16 protein-coding genes, 1 pseudogene and 1 riboswitch are annotated in these 18,663 nt (G+C 55.3%); of the genes and pseudogenes, 4 read left to right on the top strand and 13 right to left on the bottom strand.

Going from position 1 to position 18,663, the window contains the following annotated elements; translation table 11 throughout:
• The first annotated feature begins 2 nt into the window (after positions 1–2).
• The 3 genes from B5E43_RS01120 to B5E43_RS01110 all read left to right on the top strand — a co-directional run bounded on the left by B5E43_RS01120 (position 3) and on the right by B5E43_RS01110 (position 4,340).
• Positions 3–1,172 carry a DUF5711 family protein gene (locus tag B5E43_RS01120; protein ID WP_087392905.1) on the top strand — a complete coding sequence of 390 codons (1,170 nt, stop codon included), beginning with the start codon at positions 3–5 and terminating at the stop codon, positions 1,170–1,172.
• 36 nt (positions 1,173–1,208) lie between these two features.
• Positions 1,209–1,925 carry a CvpA family protein gene (locus B5E43_RS01115; RefSeq protein WP_087392904.1) on the top strand — a complete coding sequence of 239 codons (717 nt, stop codon included), beginning with the start codon at positions 1,209–1,211 and terminating at the stop codon, positions 1,923–1,925.
• A 99-nt stretch (positions 1,926–2,024) separates the two neighbouring features.
• Positions 2,025–4,340: an ATP-dependent Clp protease ATP-binding subunit gene (locus tag B5E43_RS01110; protein ID WP_087392903.1), complete on the top strand. Its 2,316-nt coding sequence runs from the start codon at positions 2,025–2,027 to the stop codon at positions 4,338–4,340.
• An 81-nt stretch (positions 4,341–4,421) separates the two neighbouring features.
• Here B5E43_RS01110 and B5E43_RS01105 read toward each other — a convergent pair whose 3' ends face one another.
• From B5E43_RS01105 to B5E43_RS01085, 5 genes are all read right to left on the bottom strand, one after another.
• Positions 4,422–5,666, bottom strand: a complete 1,245-nt coding sequence (locus B5E43_RS01105; RefSeq protein ID WP_087392902.1) for a peptidoglycan DD-metalloendopeptidase family protein — start codon at positions 5,664–5,666, stop codon at positions 4,422–4,424.
• 155 nt (positions 5,667–5,821) lie between these two features.
• On the bottom strand, positions 5,822–6,712 hold the full coding sequence (ftsX, locus tag B5E43_RS01100) for a permease-like cell division protein FtsX (RefSeq protein ID WP_087392901.1): 891 nt from the start codon (positions 6,710–6,712) through the stop codon (positions 5,822–5,824).
• Complete coding sequence (gene ftsE, locus B5E43_RS01095) at positions 6,696–7,385, bottom strand: cell division ATP-binding protein FtsE (protein ID WP_087392900.1); 690 nt, start codon at positions 7,383–7,385, stop codon at positions 6,696–6,698. The genes ftsX and ftsE overlap by 17 nt, the downstream gene beginning before the upstream one ends.
• A 335-nt stretch (positions 7,386–7,720) precedes the next feature.
• A complete protein-coding gene (locus B5E43_RS01090) occupies positions 7,721–8,812 on the bottom strand; it encodes a helix-turn-helix domain-containing protein (protein WP_087392899.1) in 1,092 nt (363 codons plus the stop codon).
• Between the two features lie 107 nt (positions 8,813–8,919).
• Positions 8,920–9,645: a pseudouridine synthase gene (locus B5E43_RS01085; protein WP_087392898.1), complete on the bottom strand. Its 726-nt coding sequence runs from the start codon at positions 9,643–9,645 to the stop codon at positions 8,920–8,922.
• Between the two features lie 119 nt (positions 9,646–9,764).
• Between B5E43_RS01085 and B5E43_RS01080 the strand changes: the two genes are divergently transcribed.
• Complete coding sequence (locus B5E43_RS01080) at positions 9,765–10,241, top strand: DUF4830 domain-containing protein (RefSeq protein WP_087392897.1); 477 nt, start codon at positions 9,765–9,767, stop codon at positions 10,239–10,241.
• A gap of 21 nt (positions 10,242–10,262) precedes the next feature.
• Here B5E43_RS01080 and B5E43_RS01075 read toward each other — a convergent pair whose 3' ends face one another.
• The 8 genes and pseudogenes from B5E43_RS01075 to B5E43_RS01050 form a co-directional block, all read right to left on the bottom strand.
• Positions 10,263–11,057 carry a mechanosensitive ion channel family protein gene (locus B5E43_RS01075; protein ID WP_242964656.1) on the bottom strand — a complete coding sequence of 265 codons (795 nt, stop codon included), beginning with the start codon at positions 11,055–11,057 and terminating at the stop codon, positions 10,263–10,265.
• Between the two features lie 70 nt (positions 11,058–11,127).
• A complete protein-coding gene (locus B5E43_RS01070) occupies positions 11,128–11,505 on the bottom strand; it encodes a metal-dependent transcriptional regulator (RefSeq protein ID WP_087392895.1) in 378 nt (125 codons plus the stop codon).
• A gap of 110 nt (positions 11,506–11,615) precedes the next feature.
• The gene (gene mreB, locus B5E43_RS01065; RefSeq protein ID WP_164475071.1) at positions 11,616–12,647 is read right to left on the bottom strand and encodes a rod shape-determining protein MreB; all 1,032 of its coding nucleotides are present in this window, start codon (positions 12,645–12,647) and stop codon (positions 11,616–11,618) included.
• A gap of 114 nt (positions 12,648–12,761) precedes the next feature.
• Positions 12,762–13,241: a phosphoribosyltransferase family protein gene (locus B5E43_RS01060; RefSeq protein ID WP_242964660.1), complete on the bottom strand. Its 480-nt coding sequence runs from the start codon at positions 13,239–13,241 to the stop codon at positions 12,762–12,764.
• A 78-nt stretch (positions 13,242–13,319) separates the two neighbouring features.
• Positions 13,320–13,439 (bottom strand): annotated as a pseudogene (locus B5E43_RS15385) (double zinc ribbon domain-containing protein); the annotation flags it as partial.
• Positions 13,436–13,612 (bottom strand): hypothetical protein, encoded by a 177-nt coding sequence (locus B5E43_RS15215; RefSeq protein WP_164475070.1) that lies wholly within the window; start codon positions 13,610–13,612, stop codon positions 13,436–13,438. The gene B5E43_RS15215 and the pseudogene B5E43_RS15385, both read right to left, overlap by 4 nt.
• A 141-nt stretch (positions 13,613–13,753) precedes the next feature.
• Positions 13,754–17,173 carry an S-layer homology domain-containing protein gene (locus tag B5E43_RS01055; RefSeq protein ID WP_143382910.1) on the bottom strand — a complete coding sequence of 1,140 codons (3,420 nt, stop codon included), beginning with the start codon at positions 17,171–17,173 and terminating at the stop codon, positions 13,754–13,756.
• A gap of 150 nt (positions 17,174–17,323) precedes the next feature.
• Positions 17,324–17,544: riboswitch (cobalamin riboswitch) on the bottom strand.
• A 50-nt stretch (positions 17,545–17,594) separates the two neighbouring features.
• Complete coding sequence (locus tag B5E43_RS01050) at positions 17,595–18,605, bottom strand: aldo/keto reductase (protein WP_087392892.1); 1,011 nt, start codon at positions 18,603–18,605, stop codon at positions 17,595–17,597.
• Positions 18,606–18,663 lie beyond the last annotated feature (58 nt).

Here is an 18,663-nt window from a genome sequence, read left to right as displayed (position 1 = left end):
GTATGGCCAAGGAAGCACCGGCACAAAAGCCGAAAAAATCAAATATTTTTGTCCGCCTGTTGGCCTTTCTTCTCACCGCCGCTCTGGTCCTGGGCGCCCTGGTCCTGGTAGTCTACCGGGACCGCTTTAACCTGGACGCTTTGAAGCGGTGGCTGTCCTACCGCTCTCTGGAGACCAGCGACACCGGCCAGGCGGCCCCCTTTACCCACGCCGGAGGTGACCAGCTCTCCATCGATTACCTGGAAAATGGGATTCTCCTCTCCTCCACCGCCGGCGCCCATTACTACTCCTTCTCCGGGGAGTCCTATGCCGAGGAGATTGTAGCTATGGAGCACCCGGTGCTGTCCGCCTCAGAGAAAGCAGGCGTTGTCTACGATGCCGGCGACGCCTCCCTGTTCCTGTTCCGGGGCACACAGGAGGTCTTTGACCTGTCCCTGTCGGGGGGCGGTGATCTGCTCTCCGCCCGGGTCAACAACAGCGGCTGGCTGGCCGTCACCGCCCAGCAGAGCGGATTTAAGGGGGCGGTCACCGTATACAACAGCCAGGGGAGTGAGGTCATCAGCATCCAGCTCTCCTCCACCTTTGTCATCGATGCCGCAATTTCTCCTGACTGCAAAACCGTCGCCCTGGTGACCATCAACCAGGAGAACGGAGCATTCAAAAGTCAGATTCTTTTCTATCCTGTGGATAAGAAGGAGCCCAGCGCCCAGGTGGACCTGAGTAACATGGCTGTACTGGAACTGGACTATGAGTCCCAAACCCTCTGGGCCCTGGGTGAGGACCGGCTGGTGGCCATTTCCACCGATGACCAGAGTGTACAGACCTACTCCTTTGCCAACACCTATCTGAAGGGCTATGCCCTTGGCGGAGACGGATACGCATTCCTGCTTCTGGGGCGCTATCGGGCCGGAGCGGCCTCCCAAGTGCTCACCATCTCCAGTGACGGCTCTGTGATTGCTTCTCAAGATCTCTCTGTTCAGGTCCTGGATTTTGACAGCGCCGGAAACTATTGCTCTCTGCTTACCGGCAGTGGTCTGACCATCTACACCAAGGACCTGCAGCCCTACTCCACATTATCCGCTACCCAGGGGGCCCGCTATACCGCCCTCGCTTCTGATGGCTCCGCTATGTTGGCCGATGCCCAACAGGCTTGGCTCTATATTCCCAACTGATCCCTTTCCACCCTTTGCAGCCTATGGAGGAACCCTATGACGTATCTTATTTTTGACGCTGTAATTGCCGTTCTGCTTCTAATCGCCCTGTGGCGCGGTTACCGAAAGGGCTTTGTCCTGACTTTATGCGGATTTTTGGCCATCTTTGTCGCCTTCATCGGAGCCTCCCTGGTCTCCAATATGCTGGCAGGGCCAGTAAGCCAGGCCATCCGCCCCATGATCGAGTCCAGCATCCAGCAGGTCGTCACCGACCAAGTCCAAACAGATGCCTCATCCTCCCTTCCTGCCAGCGAGGATGCTCCTTCCCTTACCCCCGATGAAAACAGTCAGGACCCCTCTTTGGAAGAGCTTTTGGCCGAGTTGAGCCAGTCGAAGTTTTTCCGCGGCTTTGCTGAGGCCATCCAGAAGTCCATTGACCAGGGGCTGGTGGCTGCCACAGCCAACGCGACCCGGATCATTTCCGACTACATCGCCCAGCAAATTGCTAAAATCGTTTTGTTTATTGTCTCCTTTATCTTAATTTTGGTGCTATGGTACTTCCTCAGCCATGCTCTGGATCTGGCCTTCCGCCTGCCTGTGCTCTCCACCTTGAACCGATGGAGTGGCGGCATTTTGGGGCTATTCAAAGGCGCGCTGTTGGTATTTATCGCCTGTCAGCTCCTAAAAGACAGCTTTATTTCGCAGCAGGCCATGGAACAAACCTATTTGCTCCACTTTTTCTGCACCGTAAATCCCCTCTCCTTTTTCCTGTAACTTGTCCCAGAATTTCACGGGACAGCGTTCATGACCAGTTCACAATTGTGATGTATCATCTCCCCAATGCGAAGTTTCCCCTGAAAGGAGTGTTGCTCTATGCAACCCACCATGTGCAGCCGCTGCGGCAAAAATGTGGCGGTTATCTTTATCACCAAACTGGAAAACGGCACCTCAAGGAACGAGGGGCTGTGTCTGAAATGTGCCAAAGAATTGGGTATCAAGCCCATTGATGATATGATGAAGAAAATGGGCATCACAGACGAGGACCTGGATAACCTGACGAACGAGATGATGTCCGCCTTCGGCGGGGCAGAAGGCCTGGAGGGCCTGATGAACCAGCCCAAAAATGACGACGATGAGGAGGACGACGGCCGCACCGCTACCTTCCCCTTCCTCAATCAGCTCTTCGGCGGAGGCAACGCCCCCGCCCCTCAGCAGCCCTCCCCTGGAGAAGGAAATCAGGCCTCCCGGGGCGACAAGGCTGGTGCACCCAAGCCGCCCAAGCGGAAATTTTTAGACAGCTATTGCATCTCCCTGACCCAGAGGGCCAAGGATGGCAAGTTGGATAAGCTCATTGGCCGGGACCGGGAGGTAGAACGGGTCGTCCAGATCCTCAACCGCCGGCAAAAGAACAACCCCTGTCTCATCGGCGAGCCCGGTGTGGGCAAAACCGCTATTGCCGAAGGGCTGGCCCAGAAAATTGCCCAGGGTGATGTACCCTACAAGCTGCTGGACAAGGAGGTCTATCTCCTGGACCTCACCGCCCTGGTGGCAGGCACACAGTTCCGTGGCCAGTTTGAGAGCCGGATGAAAGGCCTGATTGAGGAAATCCGAAAGCTGGGCAACATTATTCTGGTCATTGACGAGGTCCACAACATTGTGGGGGCGGGCGATGCCGAGGGCTCCATGAACGCTGCCAATATCCTCAAGCCTGCCCTCAGCCGGGGAGAGCTCCAGGTCATTGGCGCCACCACCCTCAACGAGTACCGCAAACACATTGAAAAGGACACCGCTCTGGAGCGCCGCTTCCAGCCTGTTATCGTGGAGGAGCCCTCCATTCAGGACAGCGTAAAGATCATTGAGGGTATTGCCCCCTATTATGAGGCCTACCATCAGGTTACAATTTCCAAGGAAATGTGCCGTCTGGCGGTCACCATGAGCGAGCGCTACATCACCGACCGTTACCTCCCTGACAAGGCCATTGACCTCATCGACGAGGCCTGCTCCAATGTCAACCTCCACAACCAGTCTCTGGCCCGGATCAGCGCCATCAACAAGGAGCTGGCTGATCTGGCTAAGGAACGGGAAGTCATGATGGCTGCCGCTACAGACGAGGCCTACCAGCGTTTAGCCACCATCAAAAGCACGGAGCTGCGCCTGGAGGGAGAGCGGCAGGAGCTGGAAGAGAGCGCTCATCCGGTTCTCACCCAGGAAAATCTGGCCAACGTCATCGAGCTATGGACCAATATCCCCGCCAGCCGCATTCAGGAGCAGGAGTACCAGCGCCTGGCCAAGCTGGAGGAACGGCTCAAGACCCATATCATTGGCCAGGATGACGCAGTCGCCGCTGTGGCCGCTGCCATCCGCAGAGGCCGGGTGGGGATCAGCCCCAAGCACAAGCCTGTCTCCTTTATCTTCGTCGGTTCCACCGGCGTCGGCAAGACGGAGCTGGTGAAGCGCCTGGCCGCCGACCTCTTTGATACCCCCGAATCCCTCATTCGTCTGGATATGTCCGAGTTTATGGAGAAGCACGCCGTCTCCCGGATCATTGGCTCTCCCCCGGGCTATGTGGGCTACGACGAAGCAGGACAGCTCACCGAGAAGATCCGCCGCAAACCCTATTCGGTCGTCCTCTTTGATGAGATTGAGAAGGCCCACCCTGACGTACTGAATATTCTCCTTCAGATTCTGGACGATGGCCACATCACCGATGCCCACGGCCGGACGGTGAATTTTGAGAACACGGTCATCGTTATGACCACAAATGCCGGCAGCAATACCAAGGTTGGCTCTGTCGGCTTTGGACGCACCGCCAACGAGCAGGGGAAAGAGCGGGCTTTGAAGGCCCTTAACGATTTCCTGCGCCCGGAGTTTATCAACCGTGTGGATGAAATCGTCTATTTCAACCAGTTGACCGTGGAGAACTTTAAGGGCATTGCCCTCATTATGCTTCAGGAATTGGCACAGGTATTGGAGGAGAAAAACATTACCTTTACCTGGGAGGACTCCCTGCTGGATTACCTGGTGGAAAAGTCCTACTCCGCCTCTTACGGCGCCCGAAACCTACGCCGACTTATTCAGAAGGAGCTGGAGGATGCCATAGCCGTTCGCCTCATCGAGGGCTGGCAGTACCCAGTTTCCCATTTAAAAGCCCTGGCCCAGGATGGAAAAATCCAGCTGCTGGCCATGTAATCCATTGTAAGTCAAAAAAGCCCCCGGCACATATTGTGCCGGGGGCTTTTCATGCATCGTTTTCCGCTGCGGTACCAGACTTTAGTGCTCCAGCAGCACTTTCTTTCCGCCGGAGGTAACATACAGCGTCTTGTCCTTAAAGTAGTCAATGGGATCGACCCGGTTGCCGTTCAGACGGATTTCAAAGTGCAGATGGTTTCCCGTAGACGAACCGGTGGTACCCACATAGCCGATCACCGCACCCTGCTTGACCGTCTGTCCCACAGTGGCATTACGCTTATTCATGTGGGCATAGAGCGTGGAGGTGCCGTCGCTGTGAGAGACCACCACATAGTTGCCATAGGAGCTATTATAGGTGGAGGTAATCACAACTCCGCTCTTGGCCGCGTAAATTTTAGTGTTTCTAGGAGCCGGAATGTCAATGCCTGTGTGATTGTTCGGCTTCCCGGTAAGGGGATGGGGCCGGGAGCCAAACAGTGAACTGATGGTATTGTACCCGCCATCCAAGGGCCACAGGAACCCGGACTCGCTGACCACATTGGAGATCTGGGCGGCCAACTCCTTTTCCAGCCGCTTAATCTCCGCATCCATAGCATTGGCTGCTGCCTTCAGCTTGGCTTCCGCCGCCTCCAGCTCATCCTCCTGGCTGCTGATCTGGGCAATCAGCTTGTCCACCTCAGCCTCTTGGGCCGCCAGCTCTTCCTTGGCCGCCACCTGCTTGGCCTTGGCTGCCTCCTGGTCTGCCTTGGCCTGCTCCAACTGGCTCTTATCCTCTTCAATCTGCGCCTGAAGGGCCAGGATCTGCTCCATAAGGGCGTTGTCGTACTCAATGAACTCCTCCACCATCATAAAGCTATCCAGCAAATCGTTGAAATCACTGGAGGAAAACAGGATGGACCAGTAGGAGACCTCCCCCTCTTCCTCCATCAGTCGCACCCGCTGACAGAACAGATCGTACTGCTTTTCTTCCTCCGCTTCTGCCTCGGCCAATTCTGCTTCCTTTTGGGCAATCAAATCGTTATAGCTGTTGATCTGAGCGGTAATATTATCGATCTCCGCCTGAATCACATTCATCTGCTGCTCAATCAGACTCTTCTTTTGCTGCGCAGCGCTCTTATCTGCCTGAACCGCCTTCAGCTGCTCCTGGAGTGCCTTTTTCTCTGCGTCCAGAGCTGCCGCATCGTCCTTCAGATCGTTAATTTCTGCCTGGGTCACGGCGGAGGCCGGCATCACCAGCACTTGACCGGACAGAGGAACCACCAGAGCCGCCACCAACATCAACGCCAATAACCGGCTGACCATACTTCTCTTTTTCTGTCTGTTCATACTTTGCGCCTTGCCTTCCTCAGCCGGGGTTTCAGTGTACAAAGATATTTGCTACAATGGGCAGAAGCATCAGCACCGCCATCACTCCAGCCATAATCGCCATAAAGATACGCTGTCTCTTTTGGTGTTTCATTTGCTTGCCTCCTTATTTCGCCTTACACCTGAAGGAACTTCCGGATGGCCAACAGGGATCCGCCCACGCCGATCAAAGCACCCGTCCCGCAGAACACCGGCAGGATGATCTTTGCCATGCCAGGATAGCTGATCATGGTCACCAGGGACAATCCATTGCCCTTGACAATAAACTGCGCTACCATCTGGTAGATGCCCCACTGGACAAAAAACGCTACCAGAGCTCCGGTCAGCCCCAACAGCAGACCTTCCACCACAAAAGGCCACTGAACAAAGGCATTGGTGGCCCCGCACATCTTCATAATGGCAATTTCCTCCCGGCGGTAGAAGGTGGCCAGCTTGATGGTATTTGCAATGATGAACAGAGACACTACCACCAAAATTCCGATCAGCACCAGTGCCACACCGGTGGCGATGTTGCGCACCAACACAAATCCCTGGGCAATCTCCAGCGCTACGCTGGTATTGGCTACGCCCTTCACCTGCTCTACTGCCTCTACCGTCTGTCCCAGTTGCTCAATGTCGTCCACATGGATGCGAAACCGGTCACGCAGCACTTCAGGGTCCAGACTGTCCAGCAGGGGGTTGCTGTCCCTGCCCTCTTTGAAATCCGTCAGCGCTTCTTCCCGCGTAACAAAGATGGCCTGAGACACATTGGGAACCGCCTCGATCTCACTTTGCAGAGACCGGGCCTCCTCCTCTGTATAGGTCTCATCTATGTAAGCCAAAAATTCATTTTCCGACTCCAGATCTCCCAGCATATGGTCCAGATTAACCGCCAAAAGGGAAAAGGAGCCCATAATCAAAAGGCAAGCCACAATCATACACACGGCGGCAAAGGACATAAACCCGTGGGTAAAGATGGAGTGGAAGCCCTCACTGACATAATATCCCGCGTCAAATTTTCTCGGCATTGTAGTACCCACCTGTCTCATCGCTAATAATGCGCCCATTCTCAATGGCCACAACCCGCTTGGTAAACCGGTTGACCAGGGCCTTCTCATGGGTGACCACCAAAACTGTGGTTCCCAACTCGTTGATCCGTTCCAGCAGCATCATAATTTCCAGGGAGCGCTGGGGGTCCAGGTTTCCCGTGGGCTCGTCGGCAATGATCATGCTGGGGTTATTTACCAGGGCACGGGCAATGGCCACGCGCTGCTGCTCACCGCCGGAGAGCTGGCCCGGATACCGGTCCGCCTTCTGCTCCAGCCCAACCAGCTGCAGCACGTAGGGAATCCGCCGCCGGACCTCCCGGGGAGATGCCCCAATGGCCCGCATCGCAAAGGACAGATTCTCATACACCGTTTTCTTTTCAATGAGTCGAAAGTCCTGGAAGATGATTCCCAGGGTCCGGCGCATGTAAGGAATTTGACGGGGGGCTATGTTATTTAAGTTATATCCATTTACCATCAGGCGGCCCTGTGTGGCCCCGATCTCACCGGTAATCAGTTTGATCACAGTGGACTTTCCGGAACCGGAAGGCCCTACCAGAAAGACAAATTCTCCGTCATCAATCCGCATATTGACCCCTTTCAGGGCCTTTGTTCCGTTGTCGTACTCCTTGTATACATCAATGAGCCGAATCATAGGATCCCTCGCTCCCTTATTTCGTTCCATTCTCTGCCGCACACAAGCAGAGAGCCGCAAAACAACGACTAGAAAAAGTGTACCACAGTTCCTGTGTTATGTAAATGAAAAAATCCTTACAACATGATACCTCTGCTATGGCAGGCATTCCTTCAAACTGCTTTTTTTCTTTCCTTTTTGTAATATTTTTGTCATTTTTGTAACTTAATTGTAATATTTAAAGGTGCTTCTTGAAAAGGATACATTTTCACCAAAAATTATGGTAATATTTTGTCAGAAAAAGAAAACCCACCGTCTATTTTGCACTCATAGACGGTGGGTGTCTTGCTATAAACTTAGGATTCAATTCCCCGGGAAATCAGATACTTTTTCACCATAAGCGCGACCTTGAATGTAATGGCATCGTCAAATTCCCGCAGGTCCAGACCAGTCAACTTCTTGATCTTCTCCAGACGATAGACCAATGTATTGCGGTGAACAAACAGCTTTCGGGCGGTTTCAGAAACATTCAGGTTATTCTCAAAGAACTTATTGATGGTCAAGAGTGTCTCCTGATCCAGGGCGTCAATGGGATTCTTCTTAAAGACTTCCTGGAGGAACATCTGACACAGAATGGTGGGCAGCTGATAAATCAGGCGGCCGATTCCCAGGTTCTCATAATTGATAACCGTCTTCTCTGTCTCAAACACCTTGCCCACATCAATGGCCACTCCGGCCTCCTTATAGGCCCGGGCCAGGTCCCGAATGTGGTTGACCACAGTGCCGATACCGATGACGACCTTGATCCCCAACTCCTGAGTAACCGCAGTAGAGATCTGCTTGGCGATCTTCTGCAGCTCTTTGGCGTCTGCTCCCTCGGGTAGCTGCTTAATGAGAGCCACGTCCGTCTCATTGATGGAGATAACAAAATCCGTCTGCTTGTCCGGAAACAGATTTTGGATGACGTCGATGGTGGTCACATCTGCCGGACCCAGCTGCCGCACCAAAAACGCGGCCCGGGGGGCCTCCGATACAAAGTGTAGTTCTTTGGCCTGGGTATAGATATCACCCAGCAAGATGTTGTCCGAGATGATATTCTTTACGAAGGTGGCCTTATCGTGCTTTTCCTCATAGTAGGTCTTCGCCCCGTTAAAGGCCACTACTGCCATGGCACACAGGGAAGATGCCAATTCATCCTCCCCCTTGACAAAGGCAGCATAATCAAATTGGGCACCCCAGCCCGCCAAAGGCTTAAAAGTCTTCCCTTCGAAATAGGCCACACCATTGTCCGCAGCATTCACCGCCGCTACCGCGCCGGCCCAGTGTTCTCCAATGCACGTCAACTCGCTGCAAGCTACGACCACGCCTTCTGCGTCGATCACACCTACCATTCGGTTGACGCTGTCCTTCATCTGGAGGACGACTCCCTGGAACATCCTACTCGACACATCCATCCCTCCTAAAACGTTCCAAACGATATCCTTATTATAACGGTTTTCCCCCCTGTTTGGCAAGAGGTTTTCGCTATTTTTTTGTGGAAAACGCCCAAAAAAGCTCAAGGCCGCTCCACAGCCCTTTTGAGTTGTGCTGTCTCCTGGGCAGTGAGCAGCCGCCATTGGCCAGGTTCTAGTCCCTCATCCAGGGTCAAGGGCCCCATAGTAAGCCGCTTTAAAGAAAGTACCGGCTTACCCCGGGCCGCCAGCATCCGTTTGACCTGGTGATACTTTCCCTCCTGCAAGGTCACCAGGCACCAGCTGCCATCGCCCACTGGCTCCAGTCCGGCCGGTAGACAATGCAGGCCGTCCTCCAGCACCATTCCAGCCTCCAGAGCCGCCTGGTCAGCTGGCTCAATCCGGCCGTCTACTTGGGCCAAATAGGTTTTATCCACATGCTTTTTCGGGGACAGAAGCTCATGGCCCAGAGGACCATCATCGGTAAGCAGAATCAGACCAGTGGTATCCTTGTCCAAACGCCCCACCGGGAACAAGCCACGGCGCCTTAAATGCTCCGGCAACAGATCCAGCACCGTCTTCTGCCGCTTATCTTCGGTGGCGGACAACAGCCCAGCCGGTTTATGCAGCATAACATACACGTTAGGGGCACAATTGATCTCTTCCCCATCCACCGTAAAACGGTTCTCCATGGGGTCATACTTCTCCTCCGGCCGGAGCACCGTGTGTCCCCCTGCCTTGATTCGGCCCTGACCTATGAGCCCCTTGATCTCCTTTCGGGACCACCGGCCCGTCGATGCCAACAGCTTATCAATTCGTTCCGCTCCCACGGCCGTTCCTTCCCTTCTCTGCTATCCTCTTTACAGGCTTATCCCCGATCCGTGTCATAATACTTGCCCTCCTCACATAGGGTAGAGGGAGAATAACCTTACGGAAGGAGATATGTGCTGTGTTGATCGTAACCGCTAAGGTCCCCAAGCGTAAACTGGCCTTCGGCGTGGCACTGGCCGCTCTGGCCTGCTGCTGCGCTCTGGCGCTCAATCTGGGCAGTTCCGCCACCCAGGAGGTGGCAGGTTCCACCACCCCTAACCCAAAAGGAGTGAAGTCCAACCAGGACCGTATTGATTATCTATCTTCTTATGGCTGGGAGGTTGTGGAAGAGCCTATCGCCACCCAGGAACTTCTAATCCCTAAGGAGATGGACGAAAGCTACGACGAATACCTAGCCCTTCAAGGGGAACAGGGTTTCGATCTGACCAAATATGCCGGGAAACGGGTCAAACGCTATACCTATGAGGTTACCAATTATCCCACCGGAGAAGCTGGCGTACAGGCCAATTTACTTCTTTATAAGAACACCGTGATCGGGGGGGAAGTGCTTTCGCCCCAGTTAGATGGTTTCCTCCACGGCCTTGCCATGCCCTGAATGCCCACGGGGCATTGGGTCTCACTGGCCTGATGTCCGGCAATCCTCCACCAGATGCACATTGAGGTGATCGTAGGTCATCTCCACTCCGTGGCGTCCAAAGGATTCCCGTACTTCTTCCATCAGGGTGTAATATACATTCCAGTAGTCATCTGTCGGGGCCCAGACGCGCACAAGATACTGAATACTGCTAGATTGATACTCGGAAAGCCAGATCACCGGCTCCGGATCCGTCAAAATCTGGGGGATCGCATCGATGGCCTCCCGGAGCGCCTGCTTGACCGTCTGGGTGGGGGCATCATAGGACGCAGTAAAGGTCAGTTCCGCCCGGCGCTTTCCCGTCGCGGTAAAGTTGACAATCTTGGTGGCGGACAGCTGGCTATTGGGGATGAAGATCTCCTTATTATCCACTGTGACAAAGGTGGTATATGCCAGGTCAATGGCTGATATAGTACCCCCTACCCCGTCAGCCTCCACATAGTCACCAACCTGAAATGGTTTGGTGACCAACAGAGTGATTCCCCCAGCCAGGTTGGACAAAGTATTCTGCAAAGCCAGAGAAACAGCCAGTCCTGCCACACTCAGCAGGGCAATAAGGGACGTGGTAGGGATGCCAATCTCTTCAGCGGCTATGAGAATCACCAAAAACCACAGCCCGATCCTTATCACGGAACGGATATACCCCCGCAGGGAGACCAGCGCTTTGGAGCGCTCCAGCATTCGGTCAATAAACTTCATCAAAATCCGGATGATGATTCCACCTACCGCTACAATAACGGCAGCCCGAATCAGTGCTCCCAGACTCAGGTTTAACACAGGTATACTTTTCAATAGTTCATTGATATCCAAAAGATTCCCTCTCTTCCTTATTTGAGCGTGCCAGCTCTTATCCTTCCCCATTCTCCTTTCGGACGTGCCGCTTCAGGCACTGGAAGGTCTCTGGGCTGATATCATGCTCAATCTTACAGGCATCCTCTGCCGCCACCTGAGGGGAAACTCCCAAATGAACGAGCCACTGGGTCAGGAGATTATGGCGCTCATAAATTTCTTGGGCCACCTGCTCTCCCAGCTCCGTCAGCTCCAGCCGGCCATCCTTTTCCATGGTAATATGCCCGCTGGTGCGCAAAATGGACATTGCCCGGCTGACCGAGGGCTTGGAATAATTTAAATGCTGAGCCACATCAATGGACCTCACACTCCCCTTTTGTTCCCGGAGAACTAGAATGGCCTCCAGATAGTCCTCGCCCGATTGATGCAGTGCCATGTGTTTGCCTCCTTTTCCATTTCCTCTGCTCCCTTTGGAGCAAAAAACCGGCCAGCGCGCAACGCGCCGGCCGGCTGCTTGTTTCGATCCTGCTCCGCCTGTTCCGGGGCTCAATAATTCATCTGTTTGCGGCGGGACAGATTCATGGTGCCGTCCTGCATCTGGTCCAAGCTGTCCAAACTCTTGCCCGTACCAAAGGCCACACAGGAAATGGCATCGTCCGCCACGTGGGTCTCAATTCCGGTGTGGGACTCGATCAGCTTATCAAAGCCCCAGACCAGGGAGCCGCCGCCCGTCATCACGATGCCGTTGGTGGAGATATCCGCCACCAGTTCCGGGGGCGTGCGCTCCAACACCGCATGGATGGCTTCTAGAATACGGCTGGACACCTCCTCAAAGGCTTCGATCATTTCACTGGAGGACACGGAGAATACGCGGGGCAGACCGGTCATCAGGCAGCGGCCCTTGATCTCCATGGTGACCTCCTCCGGACGGGGAAACACACAGCCAATGGTCTTCTTTAGCTCCTCAGCGGTACGGTCACCAATGAGGACGTTATGCTTGCGGCGGATATACTTCACCACAGCCTCATCAAACTTGTCACCAGCGGTCTTGATGGAGGCAGACTCCACCACACCTCCCAGGGAGATAACCGCGATATCCGCCGTACCGCCGCCGATATCCACCACCATGTGGCCGTCCGGCTTGGTGATGTCAATTCCAGCTCCAATGGCTGCGGCCACCGGCTCCTCAATGAGATAGGCCCGGCGCGCTCCGGCTTGAATACCGGCATCCACCACGGCACGCTCCTCTACCTCCGTGATTCCAGAGGGCACACAGATGAGCAGACGGGGCTTAAACAGGGAGAAGGTAGTCACCTTCTTGATAAACTCCTTTAGCATACGCTCGGTCATATCATAGTCAGAAATGACGCCGTCCCGCAGCGGACGCATGGCCACAATATTGCCGGGCGTACGGCCCAGCATAGCCTCAGCCTCCGTGCCCACCTTCAGCAGCTTGCCGGTGTTCTTATCCATGGCTACCACGGAGGGCTCCCGCAGCACCACACCTTTGCCCTTAATATAAACCAAAACAGAAGCGGTACCCAGGTCGATACCGATATCCTTGCTGAACAGACTCATACTATGCTCCACCTTATCCACAAAATGATTTTATTAGTATAACCGCTTGGGCGGTCAATTTGTCATCATCCTTCATTATAGACGGTCCAGCAATGGTTTTCAACCGTTTTTTCCTTAATTTTTCCTTTCCTTCTCCCCGCTGCCAGCCCTGGCCAATGTCAAACATTGCACCGATTCTGCGCCCGACAGTTTCAACTGCCGGATACACTCCTCCAACGTGGCCCCAGATGTGACCACATCATCCACCAAAAGCAGCCGCATCCCCTTCACATCTGTTTTCCGATCGGGCGCATAGGCTCCGGCCACATTTCTGCGCCGTTCCCCTTCATTTTCCCGCTGGGACTGCGGAGGAACATTTCGCACCTTTTTCAATGTGGACAGGACCGGGAGTGACAGCTCCCGCCCCACATCCTGGGCCAACAGACGAGCCTGGTCATATCCCCGCTGCCGCAGCCGCGCCCGACTTAAGGGCGCCCAGGTTATGCCGTCCACCGCTGTGATTCTCTGGTCTGCCGCGCACTGGGCCATTAGGGGTCCAAATGCCCGATGATAACAGCGCAGCCCGGAAAATTTATACCGGTGGATGGCCTCCACAACTAACCCCTCATAGGATAAGGCAGAATAACAGCTCCCATGCTCTCGTAATGTCCGCTTTCCGCTGGGGCCAACCAGCCAAGGCAAAGTCATTTGGCACCGGGGACACAGCATCTGGTCTCCCCGATCTAACAGTGCCCGGCAAAAGGGACATTTGGGTGGAAACAGCAAATCCAGAAAACCACTCCACAGATTCATTTCTGACAATCCCCTTCAATGGGACCGTGTTCCCGCTCAAACTCACGCACACATTTTTGAATTAAATACAAAATCTGACCGCTCATGGAACGTCCTTCATACGCTGATATGGACTGAAATTTATCATGCAAATCTTTATCCATTCGAATACTGAGGTGTGTGCGCTCTTTCATTTATGCTTCTCCTATCTTCCGTGTAATAGACTAAGCATATCCTTGTGCTCTCATTTTCAGTCCATTGTTAGTGCATTTTTACGGCTTAACTTTTATAAAAAAGCCCCCCGCTGTCATAGCCAACGGGGAACTTTTTGTAACTTATTTCATCAGAACGCCAACAAACTGCTGAATCATCACCGCAGCTTCCGCCCGCGTGGCGCTTCCGGCAGGATCCAGCGTACCGTCCGAGCGTCCGCTGAGAAGTCCGGCTTCCACTGCCCAGGCCATCGCCTCCCGGGCCCAACTGGACACTGCCGGACTGTCCTGGAATTGGGCCAGGCTGGCCGTATTCTTGGTGTCCAATTTCAGGTACTGCGCATACTGGTAGAGCATCACGGCCAACTGCTCCCGAGTCACTGAATCCTCCGGGCCAAACAGGCCGTCGCCATACCCAGAAACAATGCCATGTTCCACCGCCCAGGCAGCCCCCGGGGCATACCAGGCGTTCTGCGCCACATCGGTAAAGCTCTGCTCCATCGACGATTTACCAGGCTCCTCCAGAGCGTACAGCACCGTCACCAGCATGCCCCGGTTCAGTCCCTCCTGGGGTGCAAAGGTATCCTCTCCCACTCCGGAGAACAGACTGCGGCTGGTAACAAAGTCCACCGCCCCACTATACCAGGCGTCCTCTGCCACATCGGTAAAGCTGGAGGAGTAGTCTACCACCCGAACAGTAGCATTTTTCTCCAGCAGAAGGACGGCCTCTCCATCTTTCACAATGGACTTCTTTACCACCGTCTCTGTGCCGTCAGCGTTCACCACCACAATCAGCTGATTCGACTCCACATTGGGGATGGAGACCCGGACTGGACCGCTGCTGTCCTCCGGCAGAGTCACCACATAGGTCCCATTGGAGCCCTTCTCCACCTGGGCCTGTTCTTCCTTGGAGTTGGACGACGAGGAATCATCGCTCCAGCTTTCCGAACCGTAGTCCCTGCTGTAGTCATCGGTATAGAACCAGGTCACCTGCTTGTCTGAGGTCAGTTGGTAGTTATCCGCCGACTGCTCAGGCACTGTGCTGCCCACCATATACAGCCACCCGGAACTGGAGCCGCGCCCCATCTCCTCCCAGCCGTCAATGGAGACAAAGTAGCCGTCTGACTTCTCCTCGTAGTCCAGCCCCTGCTGATCCAACGCCTCAATCAGAACGTCCCGCACAGTACTGCCTGACTCCACCGTCAACGGCATGGACACGTCATCCAGTAGATTGGTGTACTCAGAACGGTCATTTTTATAGGTATAGATCCGGCTGGTATCCTCCGGGGGCACCATGACCTTGACGGTGACATCAATCTCCTTGGTGCCGCTGCCGCCACCCTGACCACCTTGGGATGTTAGGGACACGGAAATGGTTTTTCGCTGGTGGGAAGTCGCTTCCTCCTCGGTTACAGTAAAGCTGGCAGATTTGGTGGTATAGCCCTCACAGGAGGCCGTATAGGTGTAATCCCCCGCCTCCAGGTCATAGAGCGTTCCAGACTTGGCTGCAATCTCTCCGCTGCTTCCCGTTACCGTCACCGTCGCCTGACCGGGAACCAGAGTAAATTCCACTGGGCAGGCCGTCCAGGACATCTGAGCCCCTTCCTTGGGGATGCTGGTGAAGTCATACACGGAATAGGCACTTTGCTTCTCCTCTACCCCGGCCATGGCAATCAGGGCCCGGAAGCACCGCTCGGTGGTGCCGGGGTTATCACTGCCGTTGTAAGTAAAGGCGGTATTATTCTCATTGGCTTTGGAGAGGATTCCCTCCTTCAGGCTCACCCCTGTGGTCCCGTTTTTCACCTGGGCGGGGTCCACGCTGATGGCGCTCAGGCCTATGGCCACCTCAGCGGAAGACAGAGCCACATCAAAGCTGTTGGGATACAGGCCATCCCCCCCAATGGCAGTGCGCAGATAATCTACGCCGCGGTCCAGGGCCGATGTGACAGCCTCCTGTTTTCCGTAATAGGCCGCCAGCCCCTGGAACATCATGCCCATGGTGTCATAGCCCCAGGAGGTATCCCAGCTGCCGTCCTCCTTCTGCAGGCTCAGCAGATAATCCACCAGCGCCTGTTCCTGCTCCTGGGTATCCCAGTTTCCTTGCTGGTAGGCCAGCAGCACATAGGGAGCGGTATACACAAAGTAGGGGTCCTTGGGGTCCCAGGAGCAGGCCTTCAGTTTCTCCACGGCGTTAACGACCGTTCCGTCCACCAGAGTCAGGGCGGTGGGGTCCACCCCCAGGGAGGAGAGGATCAGCACCCCCTTGGCACAGGTCCCCATGGAGGCCTGGTTGGCCAGAGCCAAAATGGTCTGGTCAAGGTAGGCCTGCCGGGCTTGGCCGTCCAGCTTGGCCCCCTGGGGCCGAAGCAGGGCATAGGCCGCCATGTCCATCACGTTCCACTCACTGCTGTTGGCGGTATAGCCGGAAGAAATATTGCTCAGCAGCGCCTCCGGGTCCGCCTGGACCGGAGCGGCAGGCACGATTTTAAACATGAAGTTGGCCATGACCGAAGGGTCCTTCCGGGACTTGACCTGGATCATGCACAGCGAACTCTCTTTAGTGGGAAGAATGACGCCCGCCCCGTCTATGGTAAAGCAGTCCTCACCCAGCAGGACCTCATAGGTCACCTCCTGAGAAGCCCCCTCCGGCAGCACAGCAGCACGCAGGGTATAGCGCGTGCCCACTGTCAGCTCCGCGTTGTTTTCTGCCAGCTTAATGGAGGCGGGCGCTACCTCACCCCGCATGGCCTGGTCCAAAACCAGCCGGGCCTTCTCCAGCTTTCCGGTAGGAGAGCTGTCACCGCCCCAAAGAGTGACGCCTTTTTGGCATAGATAGGGAAGAACTAAACCATATTCCAGGCCGCCCCTCTCATCCTCTTCCTCCACCTCTGCCAGCGCCTGGGTCCCCTGGGCAATGGCCGACTGTAAAGCCGTCCAATCCCCGGAGAAGCTCTCCTCCCGGAGCTGCTCCGCCGCAGTCAGGTCCTCCTTCAGGCCGTAGTAGGTCTCCACAAAGGGACCGTCGTAGTTGTGCTCGGTCCAATCTGAATCATAAGCGGTATACACCCGGTAAGTGAAGGTCACCGTTCCATCCTGAGTGACCTTGTCGCTCTGGATTCCCATGCCACCCACAGGGTCGCCGGCATAGGTCCAGCCGGCATACTGGAACAGATCGGTATAGTCGGCTCCAAGGCTCTCACACAGAGGCTCAATCGCTCCAATGTCTCCAAACCCAATGACATAGCCATTTTCTGAGCCGTCAAAGCCCTGGCCGTAGGTAACGGTAAATCCGCCCTGATTCTTGGCCGCCTCAATGACCTCATACAGGCTGCTCCCGCTGGGAACCGTCACCCTTTGGTCGCTGGGGTATGCAACCGTTCCCTCCAAAGCGGCCGGCTCTCCCACGGACCGGAAGTCAAACCGGACCTCCACGGTCACGGTATCCCCCTCCGTCCCTGCCGCCCAGGCCCCAACCGGCAGCAGCCCCACCATCAGGACCAGCGCCAGCAGCAGGCTGAACACGCGCTGTCTGGTACTCCTCATGCACATCTTCCTTTCCGGCGGTCTTCTCCGCCCACGCAAGCTCGGTCAACCGCCTGAACCCATAAAAATCCGCGGCAGCCCACAACGGACCGCCGCGGCCTTTTTCCGCGTTTCAGCTTGGCTGTACCGTTTCGCCCCTATCCCGGGGGCTCGGGTACACTCCCCTTGAGCAGGTCTTCTGACTCCACGTGGGGGCTGTGTCCAGCCCGGCTTTGCTCCGCCTTCTCAGGTTTCCCCAATGGCTGGCTTTCACCAGGAGCAATGCACAACACGCGTTACAGCGGCGGTACCGTCCGGGATTTTCACCCGGTTTCCTATTCTTCCTCCCAAACTCACCCGCCTGGAAGGACACTCAAAGGTATCATTGAATTGTACAGGTAAATTGTATGCAAAACTTGGGAACTTGTCAACGCTTTCCTGCTTACTTCAAAAAGGTCTGGTAGTCCTTGTAGTTCTCCTCCAACAGGTGAGGGGTGTCCAGGCCATAGGGGCACTTGGACTTGCACTGGCCGCAGTGCAGACAGTTTTTGATCTTCTCCATCTGCTCCTGCCACTTGGGGGACAGCCACTCCTTGGTGGGCGCCCGGCGCAGCATCAGGGACATACGGGCACAGTTGTTGATCTCGATACCAACCGGACAGGGCATACAATAGCCGCAGCCACGGCAGAAGTCTCCAGAAAGCTCCTTCCGGTCATGGTCAATGACCGCCTGGTAGTCCGGGGTCATTTCCGGCTCCTGACGGACACAGGACAAAAACTGATCCAGCTCCCACTCGTGCTGTACGCCCCAAATGGGCACCACATCCGGCTGCTGAGCCATGAAGGCTGCCGCTGCCAGTCCGTCCCGAATCAGGCCGCCGGCCATCCCCTTCATAGCGATAAAGCCCATACCCGCCTGGCGGCACTTGTCCACCAGCTCCTGCTCCTGAGGACCGGCCAGGTAGCTGTAGGGAAACTGAAGGGTGGCATACAGACCGGAGTCAATGGCCTCGTGGGCCACCTTCAACCGGTGGTTGGTGATGGAAATAAACCGGATTTTCCCCTGGGCCTGGGCCTCCAAGGCGGCATCATACAGCCCGTCCTCTCCCCCGGGCTTGGGGCAGAAAGCCGGGTTATGGAACTGGTAGACGTCGATGTAATCCGTGCGCAAATTGCGCAGGCTGGTCTCCAGGTGCTTCCGCATCTCCACCCCAGTCTGAGCATGGCTCTTGGTGGCCAGAATCACTTTGTCCCGGATTCCATCAAATGCGTAACCCACCTTCTCTTCACTGTCGGTATAGCTGCGGGCGGTATCGAAATAATTCATTCCCCCGTCCACCGCCTTCCGCAGCAGATAGGCCGCCTCCTCCTTCGTCACGCGCTGGATAGGCAGACAGCCAAAGCCGTTTTTCTCCACCTGCAAGCCAGTCTTCCCCAGGGTCACAGTTGCCATAATCTCTCCTCCTCACGGCAATTTCTCTTCTTTCATTAAATGCTACATTCTCCCTTCT

Source organism: Flavonifractor sp. An100, from assembly GCF_002161175.1.
Taxonomy (GTDB): Bacteria; Bacillota; Clostridia; order Oscillospirales; family Oscillospiraceae; genus Lawsonibacter.
The sequence above is the reverse complement of the archived record's forward strand: the minus strand, read 5'-3'. Positions and strand labels throughout refer to the sequence as shown.